The sequence below is a fragment of the Variovorax sp. LjRoot290 genome, from assembly GCF_964253985.1.
Classification (GTDB): Bacteria; Pseudomonadota; Gammaproteobacteria; order Burkholderiales; family Burkholderiaceae_C; genus Variovorax.
The window spans coordinates 5,180,412-5,197,545 of record NZ_CAXURW020000001.1 but is presented as its reverse complement, the minus strand read 5'-3'; the positions used below and the strand labels follow the sequence as shown (position 1 = coordinate 5,197,545).

Genomic DNA, 17,134 nt, shown 5'->3' with positions numbered 1-17,134 from the left:
CCATGCCCAACCCCACCGCCATCGTGATCGAGGACGAGCCGCAGATCCGCCGCTTCGTGCGCGGCGCGCTCGAGGCCGAGGGCTGGCAGGTGCACGAGGCCGCGACGCTGCGCGAGGGCCTGGCGGCGGCCGGCACGCGCCAGCCGGACCTGTTGGTGCTCGACCTCGGCCTGCCCGACGGCGACGGCGTCTCGCTGATCCGCGACGTGCGCGGCTGGTCGAGCGTGCCGATCATCGTGCTCTCGGCGCGCACCGACGAGGCCGACAAGGTCGCCGCGCTCGATGCCGGCGCCGACGACTACCTGACCAAACCCTTCGGCACCGGCGAGCTGCTGGCCCGCGTGCGCGCCAACCTGCGCCGGCCGCGCACGGCAAGCGGCGCCGAAGAGCCCGAGCCGGTGTTCCGCTTCGGCGAGGTCGAGGTCGACCGCACGGCGCGGCTGGTGCGGCGCGCCGGCGCCGAGGTGCACCTCACGCCCACCGAATACCGGCTGCTCTCGGTGCTGGTCGCCAACGCCGGCCGCGTGCTCACGCAGCGCCAGCTGCTGCGCGAGGTGTGGGGCCCGTCGCACGGCGAGCAGAGCCACTACCTGCGCATCTACATGGGCCATCTGCGGCAGAAGCTCGAGGCCGACCCGGCGCAGCCACGGCACCTGCTGACGGAGACCGCGGTGGGTTACCGCTTGATGCCGTGACAATCGCCGGATGACCGACGCGCCTGTACTTTCACGCCTCAACAAACGCATGGCCGAACTCGGCCTGTGCTCGCGCCGCGAAGCCGACGACTGGATCGCGCAGGGCTGGGTCAAGGTCAACGGCCAGGTGGCCGAGATGGGCGTCAAGGTGGGGCCGGCCGACCGCATCGAGGTCGACAGGAAGGCGCAGAACCAGCAGCAGCAACAGGTCACGATCCTCTTGAACAAGCCGATGGGCTATGTGAGCGGCCAGGCCGAGGACGGGCACGAGCCGGCCGTGGTGCTGATCAACCCGCGCACCCACTGGCGCGAGGACCCGAGCCGCCACCGCTTCTCGCCGCCGCAGCTGCGCGGCCTGGCGCCAGCCGGCCGGCTCGACATCGATTCGGTGGGCCTCCTGGTGCTCACGCAGGACGGCCGCGTGGCGCGTCAGCTGATCGGCGAGGACTCGGAGATCGAGAAGGAATACCTGGTGCGCGTTTCCTACGGGCCGGTCGCTCAGAATTCTCAGGCCGCCTTTCCGCGCGAGCAGCTCGCGCGCCTGCGCCATGGCCTCGCGCTCGACGGCCAGCCGCTCAAGCCGGCGCAGGTCGAATGGCAGAACCCCGAGCAGCTGCGCTTCGTGCTCACCGAAGGCAAGAAGCGCCAGATCCGGCGCATGTGCGAGCTGGTCGGGCTCAAGGTCGTGGGCCTGAAGCGCATCCGCATCGGCCGCGTGGTGCTGGGCAACCTGCCGGTGGGGTTGTGGCGCTACCTGGGGCCGCACGAGCGCTTCTGACTCTAATGCGCCGCTAATACTTGCGGCCTAGGCTCGGGGACTCCTTCATGCAGGGGCCCCACATGAATTCCCCATCCACTGCCACCCTCGAACTCCAGGTCAACGGGACGCGCCATCGCGTGGCGGTCGCGCCCGAGGAGCCGCTCCTGTGGGTGCTGCGTGAGGACCTCGGCCATACCGGCGTCAAATTCGGCTGCGGCGTCGCGGCCTGCGGCGCCTGCACGGTGCACCTCGACGGCCAGGCCGTGCGCAGTTGCGCGCTGCCCGTTGCCGCGGCGGCCGGGCACCAGATTCTCACCATCGAAGGCCTGGCGGCGGCGCAGGGCGGAAGCGGCAAGGCGCTGCTGCATCCGCTGCAGCGCGCCTGGATCGCCCACCAGGTGCCGCAATGCGGCTACTGCCAGTCCGGCATGCTGATGGCCGCTGCCGCGCTGCTGGCGCACACGCCGAAACCGACCGACGAGCAGATCGACGGCGCGATCACCAACATCTGCCGCTGCGGCACCTACCCGCGCGTGCGCAAGGCCATCCACGCGGTGGCGGCCGGAGCCTTTGCATGAAGCGCCGCACGCTGCTGATCGGCTCGGCCGCCGCGACGGCCGGCGGGCTGGCCTTGGGCTATGTCGGGATGGCGGCCATGGGCCGCGGCCGCGGCTTGCCGGCCTCGGCCGCGGCGCCCGGCGAAGCGATCCTGGCCGGCTGGGTCAAGATCGGCGAGGACGACAGCGTGACCGTCTACCTGCCGCACGCCGACATGGGACAGGGCGTCGGCACCGCTCTCGCGATGATGCTGGCCGAGGAGCTCGACGCCGACTGGCCGCGCGTGCGCACCGAGCCGGCGCCGGGCGACGCGCGTTTCGCCAACCGCTTTCTGGCGCGCGGCTGGGTGCTGCAGAACCGGCAGATCCCGGCGCTGTTCGACGGCGTCATCGACACCACCTTCGGCACCATCGCGGGCTTCATCAAGCTGCAGATCACCGGCGGCTCCACCGCCGTGCGCTTCACCGGCCAGAGCGGCATGCGCATCACCGGCGCGCTGGCGCGCATGATGCTGGTCGAGGCGGCGGCGCAGCGCTGGGGCGTGCCCGCCGGCGAACTGAGCACGGCGGCCAGCCGGGTGCTGCACGCCGCCAGCGGCCGCAGCCTGCGCTACGGCGAACTGGCCGCAGAAGCAGCACGGCTGCCGCTGCCGTCGCAGCCGCGCTTCAAGCAGCCCGGTGACTACCGGCTGGTCGGCACTTCCGTGCCGCGGCTCGACATCCCGGCCAAGGTGGACGGCAGTGCGCAATACGGCATCGACGTGCGCCTGCCCGAGATGCGCTATGCCGCGGTGCTGGCGACGCCGCGGCACGGCGGCCGGCTGGTGGCGGTCGATCCCGCGCCGGCGCTCGCGATGGCCGGCGTCGAGCGCGTGGTCTCGCTGCCCGATGCGGTGGCGGTGATCGCGACGCGCTACACCACCGCGCGCCGCGCGCTGGCGGCGCTGCGGCCGCGCTTCGAGGGCGGCGATGAGAGTCTCTCCAGCGAACGCCTGTTCGCGGGCCAGCGTGCGGCGCTGGAGGGCGAAGGCAAGAGCCGGGTTGCGATCGGCAACGTGGTGCAGGCCTCCGTGGACGGCCGGCGGCGCGTCGATGCGCACTACCAGGTGCCCTTTCTGCACCATGCGGCCATGGAGCCGATGAACGCCACGGCGCAGCAGGCCGAAGGCCGCTTCAGCTACTGGGGCGGCACGCAGAACCTGTTGTGGGCGCGCAGCGAACTCGCAAAGCTCGCCGGCCTGCCGCTCGAGCGGGTGACGATGCACCCGATGCCGCTCGGCGGCTCCTTCGGCCGCCACGGGCTGCCGGAGATGTCCAACCACATCCCGCAGATCGCGCGCCTGGCCGCCGAGGCCAGTCCGCATCCGGTCAAGATGATCTGGAGCCGCGAAGAAGACTTCGCGCAGGGCGCCTACCGGCCGGCGCTCAGCAGCCGCGTGCAGGCGGTGCTCGACGCGGACGGGCGGCCCCTGAGCTGGGAGCAGCGCTACATCGACACCGCGGGCCGCAACGAGGCCTTCGAGATTCCCTACGCCATCGCGAACCAGTCGATCGAAGCGGTGGACCACCCGCACCCGATCCGCACCGGCGCCTGGCGCAGCGTCTCGCACACGCAGCACGGCTTCTATACCGAGACCTTCATCGACGAGCTCGCGCATGCCGCTCGGCAGGATCCCGTCGAATACCGCCGCGCGCTGCTGCCGGCCGGCTCGCGCCTCGCGCGCGTGCTCGACGAGGCCGCGCGGCGATCCGGCTGGCGCAGCGCGACGCCGGCCGGGCGGGCCCGCGGCATCGCGCTGGTGGAAAGCTTCGGCACCGCCGTGGCGCACGTGCTGGAGCTGTCGCTGTCGGACGAGGGCGTGCCGCGCGTGCACCGCATCACCTCGGCGGTCGATTGCGGCCGCGTGATCCATCCGGACACGGCGCGCCAGCAGGTCGAGGGCGCGATCCTCATGGGCCTGAGCGCGGCGCTCGGCGAGCAGATCACCGTGCAGGGCGGCGCCGTGCAGCAGCGCAACTTCACCGACTACCCGATCCTGCGCATGGCGCAGGTGCCGCCCGAGCTCGACATCCACTTCCTGGCCAGCGAGGGGCCGCTCGGCGGCCTGGGCGAGCCCGGCGTGCCGCCGGTGGCGCCGGCGCTCGGCAATGCGCTGTTCGCGCTGACCGGCCTGCGCATCCGCGCGCTGCCGGTGCTGCCGCAGCTGGCAGCCAGCGCTTCGGCGCGGCGGCTCGCAAAGGCCACGACGTCATAGGGCCTGTCGAAACGATCGGGAGGGCCGTGCTACCGTCGCGGCCAGAGAGAAAAAGCAATGCGTGTACTGCTGGTGGAAGACGATGAAATGATCGGGCGCAGCCTGCAGCAGGCGCTCGAGGGTGGAGGCTGGTCGGTCGACTGGGTGCGCGACGGCGCGCTGGCCCAGAGCGCCTTTGCCGACGGCGGCTACACCTGCGTGCTGCTCGATCTCGGGCTGCCCAAGCAGGACGGCACCGAGGTGCTGCGCCGCGCCCGCGAGCGCGGCGACACCACGCCGGTCCTGGTGCTCACCGCGCGCGACGGCCTGGAAGACCGCATCCAGGGCCTGGACCTCGGCGCCGACGACTACCTGCTCAAGCCCTTCGAGTTCCGCGAGCTGCTGGCGCGCATGCGCGCCGTGATCCGGCGCCGCGACGGCGCCGCGCATTCGGTGATCGGCAGCGGCGGGCTGCAGCTGGACCTGACCACGCGCGAGGTGCTGCGCAACGGCACGCGCGAAGCGCTGACGGCGCGCGAGTTCGCGCTGCTGCACGCGCTGCTGGAACGGCCCGGCGCGATCCTCTCGCGCGAGCAGCTGGAAAACCGCATCTACGGCTGGGGCGAAGAAGTCACGAGCAACGCGGTCGACGTGCTGATCCACGGCATGCGGCGCAAGCTCGGGCCCGAGGCGATCCGCAACGTGCGCGGGCTCGGATGGCGGGTGGCGGCGGCATGAAGAAAGCCTATCCCCGTCCCTGGTACATGCCCTGCTCGCTGCGCGGCAAGCTGCTGCTGTGGCTGGTGTCGCTGCACCTGATCGCGGCCGGCGCGGCGGCCTGGACCTCGTACATGAGCTACGGCCGCATGGTCCATACCTTCATGGACGACCAGATGCAGCTGCTGGCGAATTCCTATGCGGCCAACGACAGCACGCCGGACCTGCAGCCGCTCGGCGACCAGAGCGTCTTCAAGTGGGGCGCCTTCATCGTGCAGATCTGGAGCCCCGACGGCCGCCTGCTCGCGAGCTCGTGGCCGAAGCTGGCCGTGCCGCTGCAAGCCGAGCCCGGGCTGCGCGACGTGCGCACCGGTACCCGCCACGACGATGTCTGGCGCGTCTACACCGCGGCGCCGGGCACGCGGGCCGGGCAATCCCGCGTGCAGATCGCGCAGAGCGGCAGCTTCCTGCACCACGAGGTGAAGCACCGCGCCCTGTTCGCGGCCTTGCCGATCGTGCTGCTCTTGCCCGTCTCGCTGGCGGTACTGTGGCTCGTGGTGTGGCTCACCTCGTACTCGCTGCACGCGGTGGCGCGCGAGGTGGCGGCGCAGGACGAGCGCAGGCTGTCGGAGCTCTCGCTTGCGCGCGTGCCGGACGAGATCGCGCCGCTGGTGAGCGCCTTCAACAGCTTGCTCGCCCGCTTGCGCGAAGCCTTCGCGACGCAGCGGCGCTTCGTGCAGGACGCCGCGCACGAGCTGCGCACGCCGGTCGCCGCCATCGGGCTGCAGCTCGAGAACCTGCGCGCGCACGTGCCGCCCGGCGATGCGGCCGAGCGCTTCGGGCAGCTCGAGGCCGGCGTCACGCGCGCCCAGCACCTGATCGAGCAGCTGCTGCGCCTGTCGCGGCAGGAGAGCGCGGCGCCGGCCACGGCGCCCGAGCAGGTCGACGTTGCGGCGCTGCTGCGCGAAAGCCTGGGCCAGCTGATGGTGGTGGCCGACCGGCGCCGCATCGACGTCGGCTTCGACGGCGAGGTGGCGCCCGTGGTCAGCGCCCCGGCAGCCGAGCTGCGCAGCGTGTTCGACAACCTGATCGACAACGCGCTGCGCCATGCGCCCGAAGGCGGCGTGGTCGACGTGCGGCTGCACGAGGTGCAGGGCCAGCCGGTGGTCGACGTGATGGACAACGGGCCCGGCATCCCGGAGGAATTCATGGCCCGCGTCTTCGACCGCTTCTTCCGCGTGCCCGGCACCTCCGCCGGCGGCAGCGGCCTCGGCCTCGCGATTGCGCGCACCGCGGCGCTGCGCAACGGCCTGCGCATTGCACTGAGCAACCGCAGCGACGACGCGCGGGGCGGCACCGGGCTGGTGGCGCGCGTGTACCTGACGGGATAGGGGCCTGGCGTCCGGGGCCTCCTTTCGGCTAGTGCTTCCGGTGAATGCTTTCGTACTCCGTGCGCAGTAGAGTGGGCGCTCACGACTGGGGGTCCTCCGTGATCACACTCGACATGCGCACCGTGCCCGGCCCGGTGACGGGCTTGGGCGCACACGACACGCCGGCACCGGCCTGGGACGCCCCCAACCGGGACAGCGCGCACATCCTGCCCGAGGGCACACGGCTGCTCGACTACGAGATCGTCGGCCCGATCGGCGAGGGCGGCTTCGGCATCGTCTACCTGGCCTGGGACCATGTCCGCGAGCGGCATGTCGCGATCAAGGAATACCTGCCGGCCGTCCTGGCTTCGCGCGCCAGCGCCTCGCCCGGGGTGGTGCTCAAGTCGCAGCGCCATGGCGACAGCTTTCGCATCGGCCTGCGCAGTTTCGTCAACGAGGCGCGGATCCTGGCGCGCTTCGATCATCCGGCGCTGGTCAGGGTGCTGCACTTCTGGGAAGGCAACGCAACGGCCTACATGGCGATGCCGTACTACGCGGGGCCCACGCTTGCGCGCGCGCTGGCCGAGATGGGCCGCGCACCCGACGAGGACGAAATCCTCGGCTGGCTGCGTCCGCTGGTGGACGCGCTCGGCACCATGCACGCGCTGAGCTGCTTCCATCGCGACATCGCGCCCGACAACATCCTGCTGACCGACGACGGCCCGGTGCTGCTGGATTTCGGCGCGGCGCGTCGCGTGATCGACGGCATGGGGGCCTCGCCGACGGTGGTGTTCAAGCCCGGCTTCGCGCCGATCGAGCAGTGCGGAGACGGCGCCTCGATGAAGCAAGGCGCATGGACCGACCTGTACGCGCTGGCCAGCGTGGTGTACATGGCGATCAGCGGGCGGCCGCCGGTCCCCTCGATCGAGCGCCTCATGGGCACCCCGCTGCAGCCGCTGTCCGAACTCGCGCGCGGCCGCTACAGTGTGTCTTTCCTGGCCGCCATCGACGCCGCGATGGCACTGCACCCGCACAACCGTCCGCAGAGCGTGGCCGAGTTCTGGGCGCAGCTGGGCGGTGATGGCGCGCGAGCTTCCCGCGCCGCGCCGCGCCCGTCGAAGCGGCGCGGCAGCAAGGGCAAGATCGCCGCGCTGGCGGCGACGGTGCTGGTGGTCGGCTTGGCTGCGGCCGGCTATTCCCGCTTCGGCGATCCGATCCGCACGGCGCCGCAGGCCTCGCTCGCGGCTCTGCCCGCGAGTTCGCTGCAAGCGAGTCCCGTGGCGACCAGTCCCGCGCCGGCCAAACCGGTGCAGGCACGCGTGATGCCGGCCAGTCCCCAGCGGGCGACGCCGGAGGCACCGACGCGCGCGATCGCTGCATGGCCCCCGGCCCCGCTCGACACGCTGGAAGAGCCGTCCGGCGCGGCTGAAGCCGCGCTGCGCGCGCTGGGCATCCAGCCGGTGCCGCAGCCGACGACGAGCGTGTCCATCGAGCCACCACCCCCCGCGCGGCGCGAGATACGACGCGAGGCGCGGCGTGAGGCGAGGCGCGAGGCGCGGGCACCGGCGCCGGCGCCGGAGCTCGAGCAAGCCCCGCGTCCGGCCCCGGCCCAGGTCGCCCGGACCGAAGCCGTGCCGCAGGACAACCGGTGCGCCGAGATTCTTCAACGGGCCTCGCTCGAACCCCTGTCGCCCGGCGAGGCTGCCTTACTGAGAAGGGGATGCGAATGATCACCACGACCTTCGCTCGCTGGCTGCCGGCCGTGTTCGGGTCCGGCGCCGTGCTGCTCGTCTGGGGGCTGGCCGGCTGCGCCGCGCCGCCTGCCGCTCCGTCCAAGGGCGAACTGTCCTTCGAGCAGGCCGTCGCGCAGGTCACTGACGGCCTCGTCGTGCAGACGCAGAAGCAGCCGGCCTTCATCGCCAGGATGGGCGCCAAGCGCGGCGTGGTGCTCGATCCGATGATCGATGCCGGCAGCGCGCAGCAGACCGTGGCCACGCAACTGCTGCAGGAGCGGGTCGGCGAGCGGCTGGGCTCGAAGTACGACGCGATCGAGATCCTGCCCTTCCAGAGCGCCAACCTGGGCAAGGCCCGCTACCTGCTCACGGGCACCATGACGCGGCTGTCGGTGAGCGAGGCGCGCAGCCCGCTGCGCATCGATCTCGCGCTGACCGAACTGGCCACCGGCATCGTGGCCGCCCAGTCCTCGGCCGTGGCGCGCGACGATGGCCTGGACCACACGCCGCTGCCCTACGACCGCGACACGCCCGTGCCCACCAAGGACCTGGTCATCGAGAGCTACGTGCGCACCACCGCCACGCCGCCCGGCCAGCGCGCCGATCCGTACTACCTGGAGCGCCTCGCGGTGGCACCGGTGATCAAGGAGGCCACCACGCACTACAACGCCGAGCGCTATGAGGAGGCGCTGACCCGGTACAGCGCCGCCGGCGCAACGTCCAACGGCGAACAGCTGCGCGTGCTCAACGGCATCTATCTGAGTTCGGCGAAGCTGGGCCGCACGGCCGAGGCCGAGCTGGCCTTCGGCAAGATCGTCGCCTACGGCATTGCCAACCGGCAGCTCGGCGTGAAGTTCCTGTTCAATCCGGGCGGCACCGCGTTCTGGTCGGACGCCAAGATCAGCAGCCCCTACGCCATGTGGCTGCGCGAGATCGCCAGGGCAAGCGCCGATGCCAGGGTCTGCATGGACATCGTCGGCCATACCAGCCGCACCGGCTCGGTGGCGTTCAACGACACGCTGTCGATGCAGCGCGCGCGCTACATCCGCCAGCGGCTGGTCGGCGAATCCACCGTGCTGGGCGAGCGCACCACGCCCAGCGGCAAGGGTTTTCGCGAGAACATCATCGGCAGCGGCACCGACGATGCGGTCGATGCGCTGGACCGCCGGGTCGAGTTCAGGATCGTGGGCTGCGGCTGATACGGTCACGCCAGGTCGAAAGGCAACTGGCGCAGCGGCTTGCCGGTCAGTCGCGCAACGGCATTGGCGAACGCGGGGGCCAGCGGCGGCAGGCCGGGCTCGCCCATGCCGGTGGGCGGCTCAGCGCTGGGCACGATGTGGACATCGAACTCCGGCATGTGGGTGATGCGGGCCACGGTGAAATCGCCGAAATTGCTCTGTTGCACAACGCCCTCCTTCAATGTGATGGCGCCGCCGGGCAGGCACATCGACAGACCCATGGCCGCCGCGCCCTGCACCTGGGCTTCCACACTGCGCGGGTTGACCGCCAGATTGCAGTGCACACCGCTGGTCACCCGGTGCAGCACCGGCTGGCCGTCCCGCACGGAGGCTTCCACCACATAGGCCACCACGGAGTCGAAGGACTCATGCACCGCCACGCCCCAGGCACGGCCGTCCTGCACTTGCTTCTTGCCGTAGCCGCTCTTGTCCACAGCCAACTGCAGCGCGGCGCGGTGGCGGGGGTGCTTGTCTCCGAAGAGCTGCATCCGGTAGGCCACCGGGTCCTGCTTCGTGCTGCGGGCGATCTCGTCGATCAGGGTTTCCATCACGAAGGCGGTGTGGGTGGAACCCACGCTGCGCCACCACAGCACCGGCACGTTGAGCTTGGGGTGATGCACGGTCAGCCGCATCGGCAGCGCGTAGGGATCACGCATGCCCTCCGTGGCCGTGGCATCGATGCCGTTCTTCACCTGGAAGGGCTCGAACACCGAGCCCGTGGTGATGGACTGGCCGACGATGACGTGGTCCCAGGCCAGGACCTTGCCGCGCTCGTCGAAGCCGATGCGTGCGCGATGCAGGTGCATGGGGCGGTAGTAGCCGCCCTTGATGTCGTCCTCGCGGCTCCACAGCAGGCGCACCGCCACGTTGAGGCCGGCGGCACGCGCGGCCTTGGCGATCTCGCAGGCCTCGACCACGAAGTCGCTCGTGCTCGAGAAACGCCGGCCGAAGCCGCCGCCCGCCATCTGCACATGCACCATCACCTGCTCGGGCTTGAGGCCCAGCACGCGCGCGACCGCGGCAGCGTCCAGACCGGGGCACTGGGAGCCGGTCCACACCTCGGCGCGCCCTTCGGACAGCTTGACGGTGCAGTTCAGCGGCTCCATCGGCGCATGGGGCAGGTAGGGAAACACGAACTCGGCTTCCAGTTGCCGGGGCGCCGTGGCCAGCGGCGCCATGTCGGCGTCGAACTTGCGTGGACCGGGCTGAGCCGCCAGCTCGCGGTACTGGGCCAGTTGCTTTTCGCTGTCCACCTTCTCGACGGCGGCCGTGTCCCACTGAAGCTTCAGCGCGTCGCGCCCCAGCTTGGCTGGCCAGTAGCCGTCGGCCACCACGGCCACGCCTTCGGCACCGCGGTCCAGCGGCACGCGCAGCACGGCCTTCACACCCTTGATGGCACGCGCCGCGCTGTCGTCCACCGAGGCCAGGCGGGCACCGAACACCGGCGGATGGGCGACGACCGCCGTGAGCTGGCCGGGATGCTTGACGTCGATGCCGAAGTCCTGGCGCCCGCTGCTCTTGGCGCGCGCGTCCAGGCGCGTGGTGGGGCGGCCGATGAGGCGGAAGTCCTTGGGGTCCTTCAGCGTGACCTTCTCGGGCACCGGCAGGGCCATGGCCGCTTCGGCCAGCTCGCCGTAGCCCAGCCTGCGGCCACCCGGGCCCAGCACCGTGCCGGCCTGCGTGCGCAGCGTGGCCGCGTCGACGTTCCAGCGCGCCGCCGCCGCCGCCAGCAGCATGGCCCGGGCGCGCGCACCGAGCTCGCGGTACTGCGTGAAGCTGTTCTTGATCGAATTCGAGCCGCCGGTGAGGTGAATGCCGAAGGCCGGGTCGAGGTAGGCGGCGTCGTTCGAGCCGTTGCGGCTGCGCACCAGGCGCCAGTCCGCATCCAGTTCCTCGGCCAGGATCATCGGCAAGCCGGTCTGCACACCCTGGCCGAACTCCAGCCGGTTGATGGTCACCGCGACTTCGCCGCTGGGTGCGATCTGCACGAAGGCCGAGGGCTGCTGCGTCGGCTTGAGGGCGCTGGCCGCCTGGCCGGCGCCGTTGGCCTGCGCCGTTGCCAGGTGAGGAAAGGCGCCGAGCGCCAGGCCGCCGGCACCGGCCAGCTTCAGGAAGCTGCGGCGAGGCAGCGTGGCGGCTTCGTCGGCCGGGCCTCCGGCCATCAGGCGCTGCATGGCGCGTGGCAGTTCGCGATAGTCGATGTTGGGCAACATGGCGCCTCCTTCAGGCGAGGGTTTTGGCGGCATCGGCCACCGCGGCGCGGATGCGGGCGTAGGTGCCGCAGCGGCAGATGTTGCCGGCCATGGCCGAATCGATCTCCGCAGCGCTGGGCTGCTTGCCCCGAGGCAGCGATTTGAGGAAGGCCGTCGCGCTCATGATCTGGCCGCTCTGGCAGTAGCCGCACTGCGCCACGTCGTGCTTGACCCATGCGGTGTGTACCGCTGCACCGACCCGGTCGCTGCCATCGGTCGTTGCTTCGATGGTGGTGATCTTCTTGCCCTCGGCGGCGGAAATGGGCGTGACGCACGACCGGATGGCCTGGCCATCCAGATGCACGGTGCAGGCGCCGCACAGCGCGGCGCCGCAACCGAACTTGGTGCCGGTCATGCCCAGCGTGTCGCGCAGGGCCCAGAGGATGGGGGTGCCGGGGTCGGCGTCGACCGTGCGCTCACGGCCGTTGATGTTGAGCGCGCTCATCGGAAGCTCCCGTCGGTCGACGTGGAAAGGTCCTCGAGGGCGTGCACCGCCTTCAGTCGAGCCTCCACGGCCGGCGCAACCACTGCTATCGCGTCACCCCCCGCCACGAACAACCGCGGCGGAATCGCCATGCCCGAGAGCTTCACCAGGACTTGGCCGAGCTTCTCGGGATCGCCCGGCTGCTGGCCAGCGTAGGGGGACCACATCTCCTGGGCGCCTTGCTCCGCGGCAGCGTAGTCGTCGATGCGGCCGCTCGGCCATTTGACATTGGCCGCGTCCAGCAGGTCCGTGCGGAAGAAGCCCGGCTCTACAGCCGTGACCTTGATCCCGAACTTCTCGACTTCCTCGGCCACCGCAAGTGAAAGGCCCTCGACGGCGAACTTGCTCGCGCCGTATGCGCTGCAGTGCTTCAGCCCGACAACGCCGGCAACGGAACTCATGTTGATGATGTGACCGGAGCGCTGCTTGCGCATGACCGGCAGCGCTGCCCGCATCACGTTGCTCACGCCCCAGAAATTGGTTGCGAACTGGCGCTCGATGTCTTGCGTGCTCAGCTCCTCGAAGTTGCCAAGCAGGCTGTAGCCGGCATTGTTCAGCACCACGTCGATGCGGCCGAACCTTTTCACCGCCTGGTCGACGGCAGTCGATGCTTGCGCCTCATCGGAGACGTCCAGCTGGAGAATCTCCAGGTCGTCGCTCGCAACGTCGCGCAGGGCATTGCGCAGTTTCTGCATGTTCCTGCCGGTGGCGACGACGCGATCACCGGCCGTCAATGCGGCCTTGACAGTGCCGGCACCGATACCGCTTCCCGCACCGGTGATGAACCAGACTTTGCGCATGATGTGTTCCTTGTGATTACTTGGCGCCGTCGAGCGCCCATTGCGCAAGCGACTGCAGATCGGCATCGGGGATCTGGGCTTGCGCCGGCATGGGCATCGCGCCCCACTTTCCCGAGCTGCCGGCCTTGATGCTTGCAGCCAGCTGTGCGGCAGTTCCTTTTCCCTCGCCGTACCGTGCCCCGATGTCTTTCCAGGATGGGCCAACCGCTTTGGCCGTGGGCTGGTGGCATGCGACGCACGCGTACTTCTGCGCCAGCGCCTGGCTGGCCACTACGCGGGTCGGCCACGCGACGCTCACACAGATACCCAGAACCACAACGAGAGAGGCCGCCAAGGAACTGTGGGTGGCCGTGCCGTGGTCAGTGCTGCGTTGCTGTTTCCAGTCTTGCGTCATTTCTGTTTCATCCTCTATGGGGTGGGTCGACTCTAGGAGCTGGCATAAAAAAGAAAAAGTGGTCAATGCTGAATGCCTTGTGAAGCTAAGCTTCAAGGTATGAAACTCAGCCAACTGGATGGATTGATGGCGTTCTGGAAAGTGGCAGAACATCGCGGGTTCACCGCTGCTGCTGCGGACCTGGAGGTATCACCTTCTGCCCTGAGCCAGGCTATCCGGCAGCTGGAGACACGGTTGGGCGTGCGCCTGCTGAATCGGACCACGCGAAGCGTCAGCCTGACTGAAGCCGGCCAGGCCTACCTCGCCCGGATCGGCCCCGCCCTCGGTCAAGTCATCGATGCGGGGGAGGAACTGCACGTCCTTCAGGGGCGGCCTGCCGGCACATTGCGCCTGAACGCCGCGCGGATTTCCACCGCGCTGGTCCTGCAACCCATACTGGCCGGCTTCCTCCAAGAGCACCCCTACGTTCAGCTTGAACTCACCAACGATGAGGGCTTCGTAGACATCGTCGAGAAAGGTTTCGACGCTGGAATCCGTTTTGGCGAGAGCATCCACCGGGACATGGTCGCAGTGCCCATCGGCGGACCGGTCGCCGTCGCGGTGGTTGCGTCACCGGAGTACCTGCGGCGGATTCCCGCGCCTCGTCATCCGAATGACCTTGTGCGTCACAACTGCGTGCGCTTTCGCTTTGCGGCCACAGGTGCAATCTACAAATGGGAATTCGAGGTGGACGGTCGCCCGGTGGACTACGAGATCACGGGCAACCTCACCATCAGCGACACGATGTTCGGCCTGGAAGCTGCGCTCGAAGGCGTCGGATTGGCCTACACCTTCGAGCAGCTGGCGCGGCCCTACATCCGAGCCAAGCGCCTGAAGCGCGTATTGACTTCGTTCTCGCCGACGTTCCCTGGCTTTTACCTGTACTACCCCAGCAGGCACGACCAGCCTTCGAAACTGAAGGCGCTGATCGAGTACGTCAGCCGGCGCACGTCCTGCACGGAACACAATCTTGCCGCGCTCAAGGCGGCATTGAGCATGCAGCGCGCGCACTAACTCGACCAACTTGCCGGCGTCGGCAAAGGCGAGCGCCCGGCTCAGCTGCTGCGCCGGCTGAAGCGGTGGTGGGGTGGACTCGCCTAACTCTCGCCTAACTCTTCGCTAACGATCGGCTCAATCTGCCTGCCTAGAGTGAAGCCCAGGTCAGCCGCGATGCATGTCGCATGCGGCGCGAGACCTGCCGGTCATCCCAGTCTTGGAGTTCATCACCATGCAAGCAGCCTCCCTGAAGTTTCTCGCCGTCACCACTTTCAGCGCCCTTGCCGCGCTGGGCTCGGTCGCCGCCCAGGCCGAAAGCTATGACGGCGTGCACAGCCACGTGTCGGCCCTGAGCCGCGCCGATGTGGACGCGGAAGCGGTTCGCAGCGCCGTCGCGCCCAATCAGAACGTGGTGCGCGGCTCGCGCGGCGCGGAACCCTTCAAGGCGGTCGCCGACCGTTCCGCCGTGGCCCAGGAAGCGATGCGCGCAGCCTACGCGCCGGACCAGAACGTGTCCTCCGGTTCGCGCGTGAACAGCAAGGTGATCTCGACGATGCGCAATCCGATGGACCGGCGCACCGCGGCCGGCGCGAGCAGGCTCTGATTGGCGCCGCCCGTCCACCGAACGCGGCCGCTTGCGGCCGCGCTGCTTTTCATTGTGATTGCCTTCATGACCACCCTCGGATTGAGCGCCTGCGGGACCGCCCGCTATCCCGAATCGCCGCAGTTCCGCGACGGCAGTTTTCGCAACCCCGTGACGCCCCAGACCGTCGGCTGGCGCGAGATGCCCAGGGTCCTCTGGCGCTTCATGTTCGACAAGCCGGCCGAGGCCTCGCCTGCCGCGCCCTTGCCCGTGGCCAGCCTTACGCGCGAGCAGCTGCTGGCCGCGCCTGACCAGACGCTGGTGCGCCTCGGGCACTCGACCGTGCTCATGAAGCTGCAAGGCGCCTTCTGGTTGACCGACCCCGTGTTCTCCGAGCGCGCCTCGCCGGTGCAGTGGGCCGGGCCGAAGCGCTTTCATGCGCCGCCGATTTCGATCGACGGGCTGCCGCCGATCAGGGGCGTGGTGCTGTCGCACGACCACTACGACCATCTGGACCGTGCCGCGATCCTGCAGCTGGCGGCAAGAGTCGATCACTTCCTGGCGCCGCTGGGCGTCGGCGACCTGCTCGTCGAATGGGGCGTGGATCCGGCCAAGGTCCGGCAGCTGGACTGGTGGCAATCCACCACGGTGGACGGCATCCGCTTCGTCGCGACGCCGGCGCAGCATTTCTCGGGGCGCAGCCTGTTCAGCGACAACCCCACGCTGTGGGCCTCGTGGGTCATCCAGTCGGAATCGTTCAGGCTCTTCTTCAGCGGCGACACCGGCTACTTCGACGGCTTCAAGGCGATCGGCGAGAAGTACGGGCCCTTCGACGTCACGCTGATCGAGTGCGGCGCCTACGACCGCCAATGGTCCGGCGTCCACATGCAGCCCGAAGAGACTTTGCAGGCCCATCTGGACTTGCGCGGCAAGCGCCTGCTGCCGGTGCACAACGGCACCTTCGATCTGGCGCTGCACGACTGGCACGACCCGCTGGCGCGCATCGCCACCCTCGCCGCGGCGCGCGGCGTGGACCTGATGACACCCCAGATCGGGCAGGCGGTCGACATGAAGGCGCCGTCGGTGGTGACCGCCTGGTGGGCGCGGGTCGACTGAGGACACGAGAAGCCAAGCCATGTCGCAAGCGAACTGGGATCGCAGCACGATCGGCCGCGCGGGCCGTTTCGAAGGCAAGCTGATCGTCGTGGCCGGCGCCGCCTCGGGCATCGGCCGCGCCGTGGGGGCCGCTTTCGCGGTCGAAGGCGGCCGCGTGCTCTTCTGCGGCCGCGGCGAAGCGCTGGGCCCCGAGGTCGAGGCCGCCATCCGGGCGGCCGGCGGCGAGGCGCTCTGCGTGCGCGCCGACATGCTGAGGGAAGAAGAGCTCAAGGCCTTCGTCGAGCGAGGTCGGCTTGTCCTAAGCGTGGCTTCCTAGAGTCCTCGATGGACGATCCGTCGCGGCGCATGTCGCGCCCGCGGCGCGATCGGCCCATCCTTGTCGAGGAGACAACCATGCATGCTTCCACACGCTGGATGGCGCTCGCCGCGGTCGCCGCGCTCGCATCCTTCGGCGCTGCATTCGCGCAGGCGCAGGAGATCACCGACGGTTCCGACTACCACCCGCTCATGATGAACTCGCCGCCGAGCGCCGAGGTGCAGGCCGGCGCGGTGGCGGCCGCGCATCCGGCCGGCACCGAGGTCGAGGGCCAGTCGACGGCTGCGCCGGCGATGAGCTCCAAGGTGTCCGAGACCGAGGTCTATGCCGGCGCGCTCGCCGCTTCCCATGCGAGCGGCACCGAGCTGCCGGGCCAGTCGACCTCGCCGATGCCGCCCTCGGGCAGCAGCCACTGAGCCCGCTCAGAGGCCGTGAACCAGCAACAGGCCCTGCGGCGGCGTCGGAATCTTCAGCGTTGTCTCGCCGACGCGGTGGAACCGGTATTCGCGGCCGTTGAGCATCACGCTGGGCCTGTTGGTCCAGACGCGGTACTCGTACCCGTCCGTCACCGGCGTCACCTGCAGCACGCGGAACACGGGCGGAATGATCACCGTGAAGTTCAGGCCTCCGGTCGCGCTGTTCACGCCGAGCGTGGTCTCGGCTGTGCAGGCCAGCGGCAGCAGCAGCAGGGCGGTGAGGGCGCTTTTCATGCAAACCCCCGTTGAGAACGCGCTTCCGTACATATGGCGGCACCCAAGAAAAAACAGGACAGGCAGGCGTCGCATCGACGACCGGTCCTTTGGATATCGGCGGAGTCACGGAAAAATGAAGGGTCGGCGGGATCCGTGGC

Annotated in this window: 18 protein-coding genes; 13 read left to right on the top strand and 5 right to left on the bottom strand. The window is 69.7% G+C overall.

The window, feature by feature from the left end:
* The first annotated feature begins 2 nt into the window (after positions 1 to 2).
* From kdpE to ACSQ9A_RS25640, 8 genes are all read left to right on the top strand, one after another.
* Entirely contained in the window at positions 3 to 695 is a 693-nt protein-coding gene (kdpE, locus tag ACSQ9A_RS25675) for a two-component system response regulator KdpE (RefSeq protein WP_436305743.1), read from the top strand.
* Positions 696 to 705: 10 nt separating this feature from the next.
* Positions 706 to 1,473 carry a pseudouridine synthase gene (locus ACSQ9A_RS25670; protein ID WP_436294010.1) on the top strand — a complete coding sequence of 256 codons (768 nt, stop codon included), beginning with the start codon at positions 706 to 708 and terminating at the stop codon, positions 1,471 to 1,473.
* Between the two features lie 62 nt (positions 1,474 to 1,535).
* On the top strand, positions 1,536 to 2,033 hold the full coding sequence (locus ACSQ9A_RS25665) for a (2Fe-2S)-binding protein (RefSeq protein WP_436305742.1): 498 nt from the start codon (positions 1,536 to 1,538) through the stop codon (positions 2,031 to 2,033).
* Positions 2,030 to 4,267 (top strand): molybdopterin cofactor-binding domain-containing protein, encoded by a 2,238-nt coding sequence (locus ACSQ9A_RS25660; RefSeq protein ID WP_436305741.1) that lies wholly within the window; start codon positions 2,030 to 2,032, stop codon positions 4,265 to 4,267. The genes ACSQ9A_RS25665 and ACSQ9A_RS25660 overlap by 4 nt, the downstream gene beginning before the upstream one ends.
* A 57-nt stretch (positions 4,268 to 4,324) precedes the next feature.
* A complete protein-coding gene (locus ACSQ9A_RS25655) occupies positions 4,325 to 4,984 on the top strand; it encodes a response regulator (protein WP_436305740.1) in 660 nt (219 codons plus the stop codon).
* The gene (locus tag ACSQ9A_RS25650; RefSeq protein ID WP_436305738.1) at positions 4,981 to 6,354 is read left to right on the top strand and encodes a sensor histidine kinase; all 1,374 of its coding nucleotides are present in this window, start codon (positions 4,981 to 4,983) and stop codon (positions 6,352 to 6,354) included. The genes ACSQ9A_RS25655 and ACSQ9A_RS25650 overlap by 4 nt, the downstream gene beginning before the upstream one ends.
* Positions 6,355 to 6,452: 98 nt before the next feature.
* Entirely contained in the window at positions 6,453 to 8,063 is a 1,611-nt protein-coding gene (locus ACSQ9A_RS25645) for a serine/threonine protein kinase (protein ID WP_436305737.1), read from the top strand.
* Positions 8,060 to 9,265: an OmpA family protein gene (locus tag ACSQ9A_RS25640; protein WP_436305736.1), complete on the top strand. Its 1,206-nt coding sequence runs from the start codon at positions 8,060 to 8,062 to the stop codon at positions 9,263 to 9,265. The genes ACSQ9A_RS25645 and ACSQ9A_RS25640 overlap by 4 nt, the downstream gene beginning before the upstream one ends.
* 5 nt (positions 9,266 to 9,270) lie before the next feature.
* Here the strand turns inward: ACSQ9A_RS25640 and ACSQ9A_RS25635 are convergent, their stop codons facing one another.
* From ACSQ9A_RS25635 to ACSQ9A_RS25620, 4 genes are read right to left on the bottom strand one after another with little or no spacing between them, the layout of a single operon-like run.
* Positions 9,271 to 11,517 (bottom strand): molybdopterin cofactor-binding domain-containing protein, encoded by a 2,247-nt coding sequence (locus tag ACSQ9A_RS25635; RefSeq protein ID WP_436305735.1) that lies wholly within the window; start codon positions 11,515 to 11,517, stop codon positions 9,271 to 9,273.
* Positions 11,518 to 11,527: 10 nt separating this feature from the next.
* Positions 11,528 to 12,001: a (2Fe-2S)-binding protein gene (locus ACSQ9A_RS25630; protein WP_436305734.1), complete on the bottom strand. Its 474-nt coding sequence runs from the start codon at positions 11,999 to 12,001 to the stop codon at positions 11,528 to 11,530.
* Complete coding sequence (locus tag ACSQ9A_RS25625; RefSeq protein ID WP_436305733.1) at positions 11,998 to 12,906, bottom strand: SDR family oxidoreductase; 909 nt, start codon at positions 12,904 to 12,906, stop codon at positions 11,998 to 12,000. The genes ACSQ9A_RS25630 and ACSQ9A_RS25625 overlap by 4 nt, the downstream gene beginning before the upstream one ends.
* Positions 12,857 to 13,234, bottom strand: a complete 378-nt coding sequence (locus ACSQ9A_RS25620) for a c-type cytochrome (RefSeq protein ID WP_436305732.1) — start codon at positions 13,232 to 13,234, stop codon at positions 12,857 to 12,859. Before ACSQ9A_RS25620 ends, ACSQ9A_RS25625 begins: the two co-directional genes overlap by 50 nt.
* Positions 13,235 to 13,333: 99 nt before the next feature.
* Here ACSQ9A_RS25620 and ACSQ9A_RS25615 point away from each other — a divergent pair, with 99 nt between their 5' ends.
* The 5 genes from ACSQ9A_RS25615 to ACSQ9A_RS25595 all read left to right on the top strand — a co-directional run bounded on the left by ACSQ9A_RS25615 (position 13,334) and on the right by ACSQ9A_RS25595 (position 16,700).
* Positions 13,334 to 14,287: a LysR substrate-binding domain-containing protein gene (locus tag ACSQ9A_RS25615; protein ID WP_436305731.1), complete on the top strand. Its 954-nt coding sequence runs from the start codon at positions 13,334 to 13,336 to the stop codon at positions 14,285 to 14,287.
* 214 nt (positions 14,288 to 14,501) lie between these two features.
* On the top strand, positions 14,502 to 14,873 hold the full coding sequence (locus tag ACSQ9A_RS25610; protein WP_436306362.1) for a DUF4148 domain-containing protein: 372 nt from the start codon (positions 14,502 to 14,504) through the stop codon (positions 14,871 to 14,873).
* Positions 14,874 to 14,939: 66 nt separating this feature from the next.
* Positions 14,940 to 15,968, top strand: a complete 1,029-nt coding sequence (locus ACSQ9A_RS25605; RefSeq protein WP_436305730.1) for an MBL fold metallo-hydrolase — start codon at positions 14,940 to 14,942, stop codon at positions 15,966 to 15,968.
* 19 nt (positions 15,969 to 15,987) lie between these two features.
* Positions 15,988 to 16,284 (top strand): SDR family NAD(P)-dependent oxidoreductase, encoded by a 297-nt coding sequence (locus tag ACSQ9A_RS25600; RefSeq protein ID WP_436305729.1) that lies wholly within the window; start codon positions 15,988 to 15,990, stop codon positions 16,282 to 16,284.
* Positions 16,285 to 16,361: 77 nt separating this feature from the next.
* Positions 16,362 to 16,700 carry a hypothetical protein gene (locus ACSQ9A_RS25595; protein ID WP_436294023.1) on the top strand — a complete coding sequence of 113 codons (339 nt, stop codon included), beginning with the start codon at positions 16,362 to 16,364 and terminating at the stop codon, positions 16,698 to 16,700.
* Positions 16,701 to 16,706: 6 nt separating this feature from the next.
* On the opposite strand, the gene ACSQ9A_RS25590 is transcribed toward ACSQ9A_RS25595, so the two are convergent.
* Positions 16,707 to 16,994: a hypothetical protein gene (locus tag ACSQ9A_RS25590; protein ID WP_436305728.1), complete on the bottom strand. Its 288-nt coding sequence runs from the start codon at positions 16,992 to 16,994 to the stop codon at positions 16,707 to 16,709.
* Positions 16,995 to 17,134: the final 140 nt, after the last annotated feature.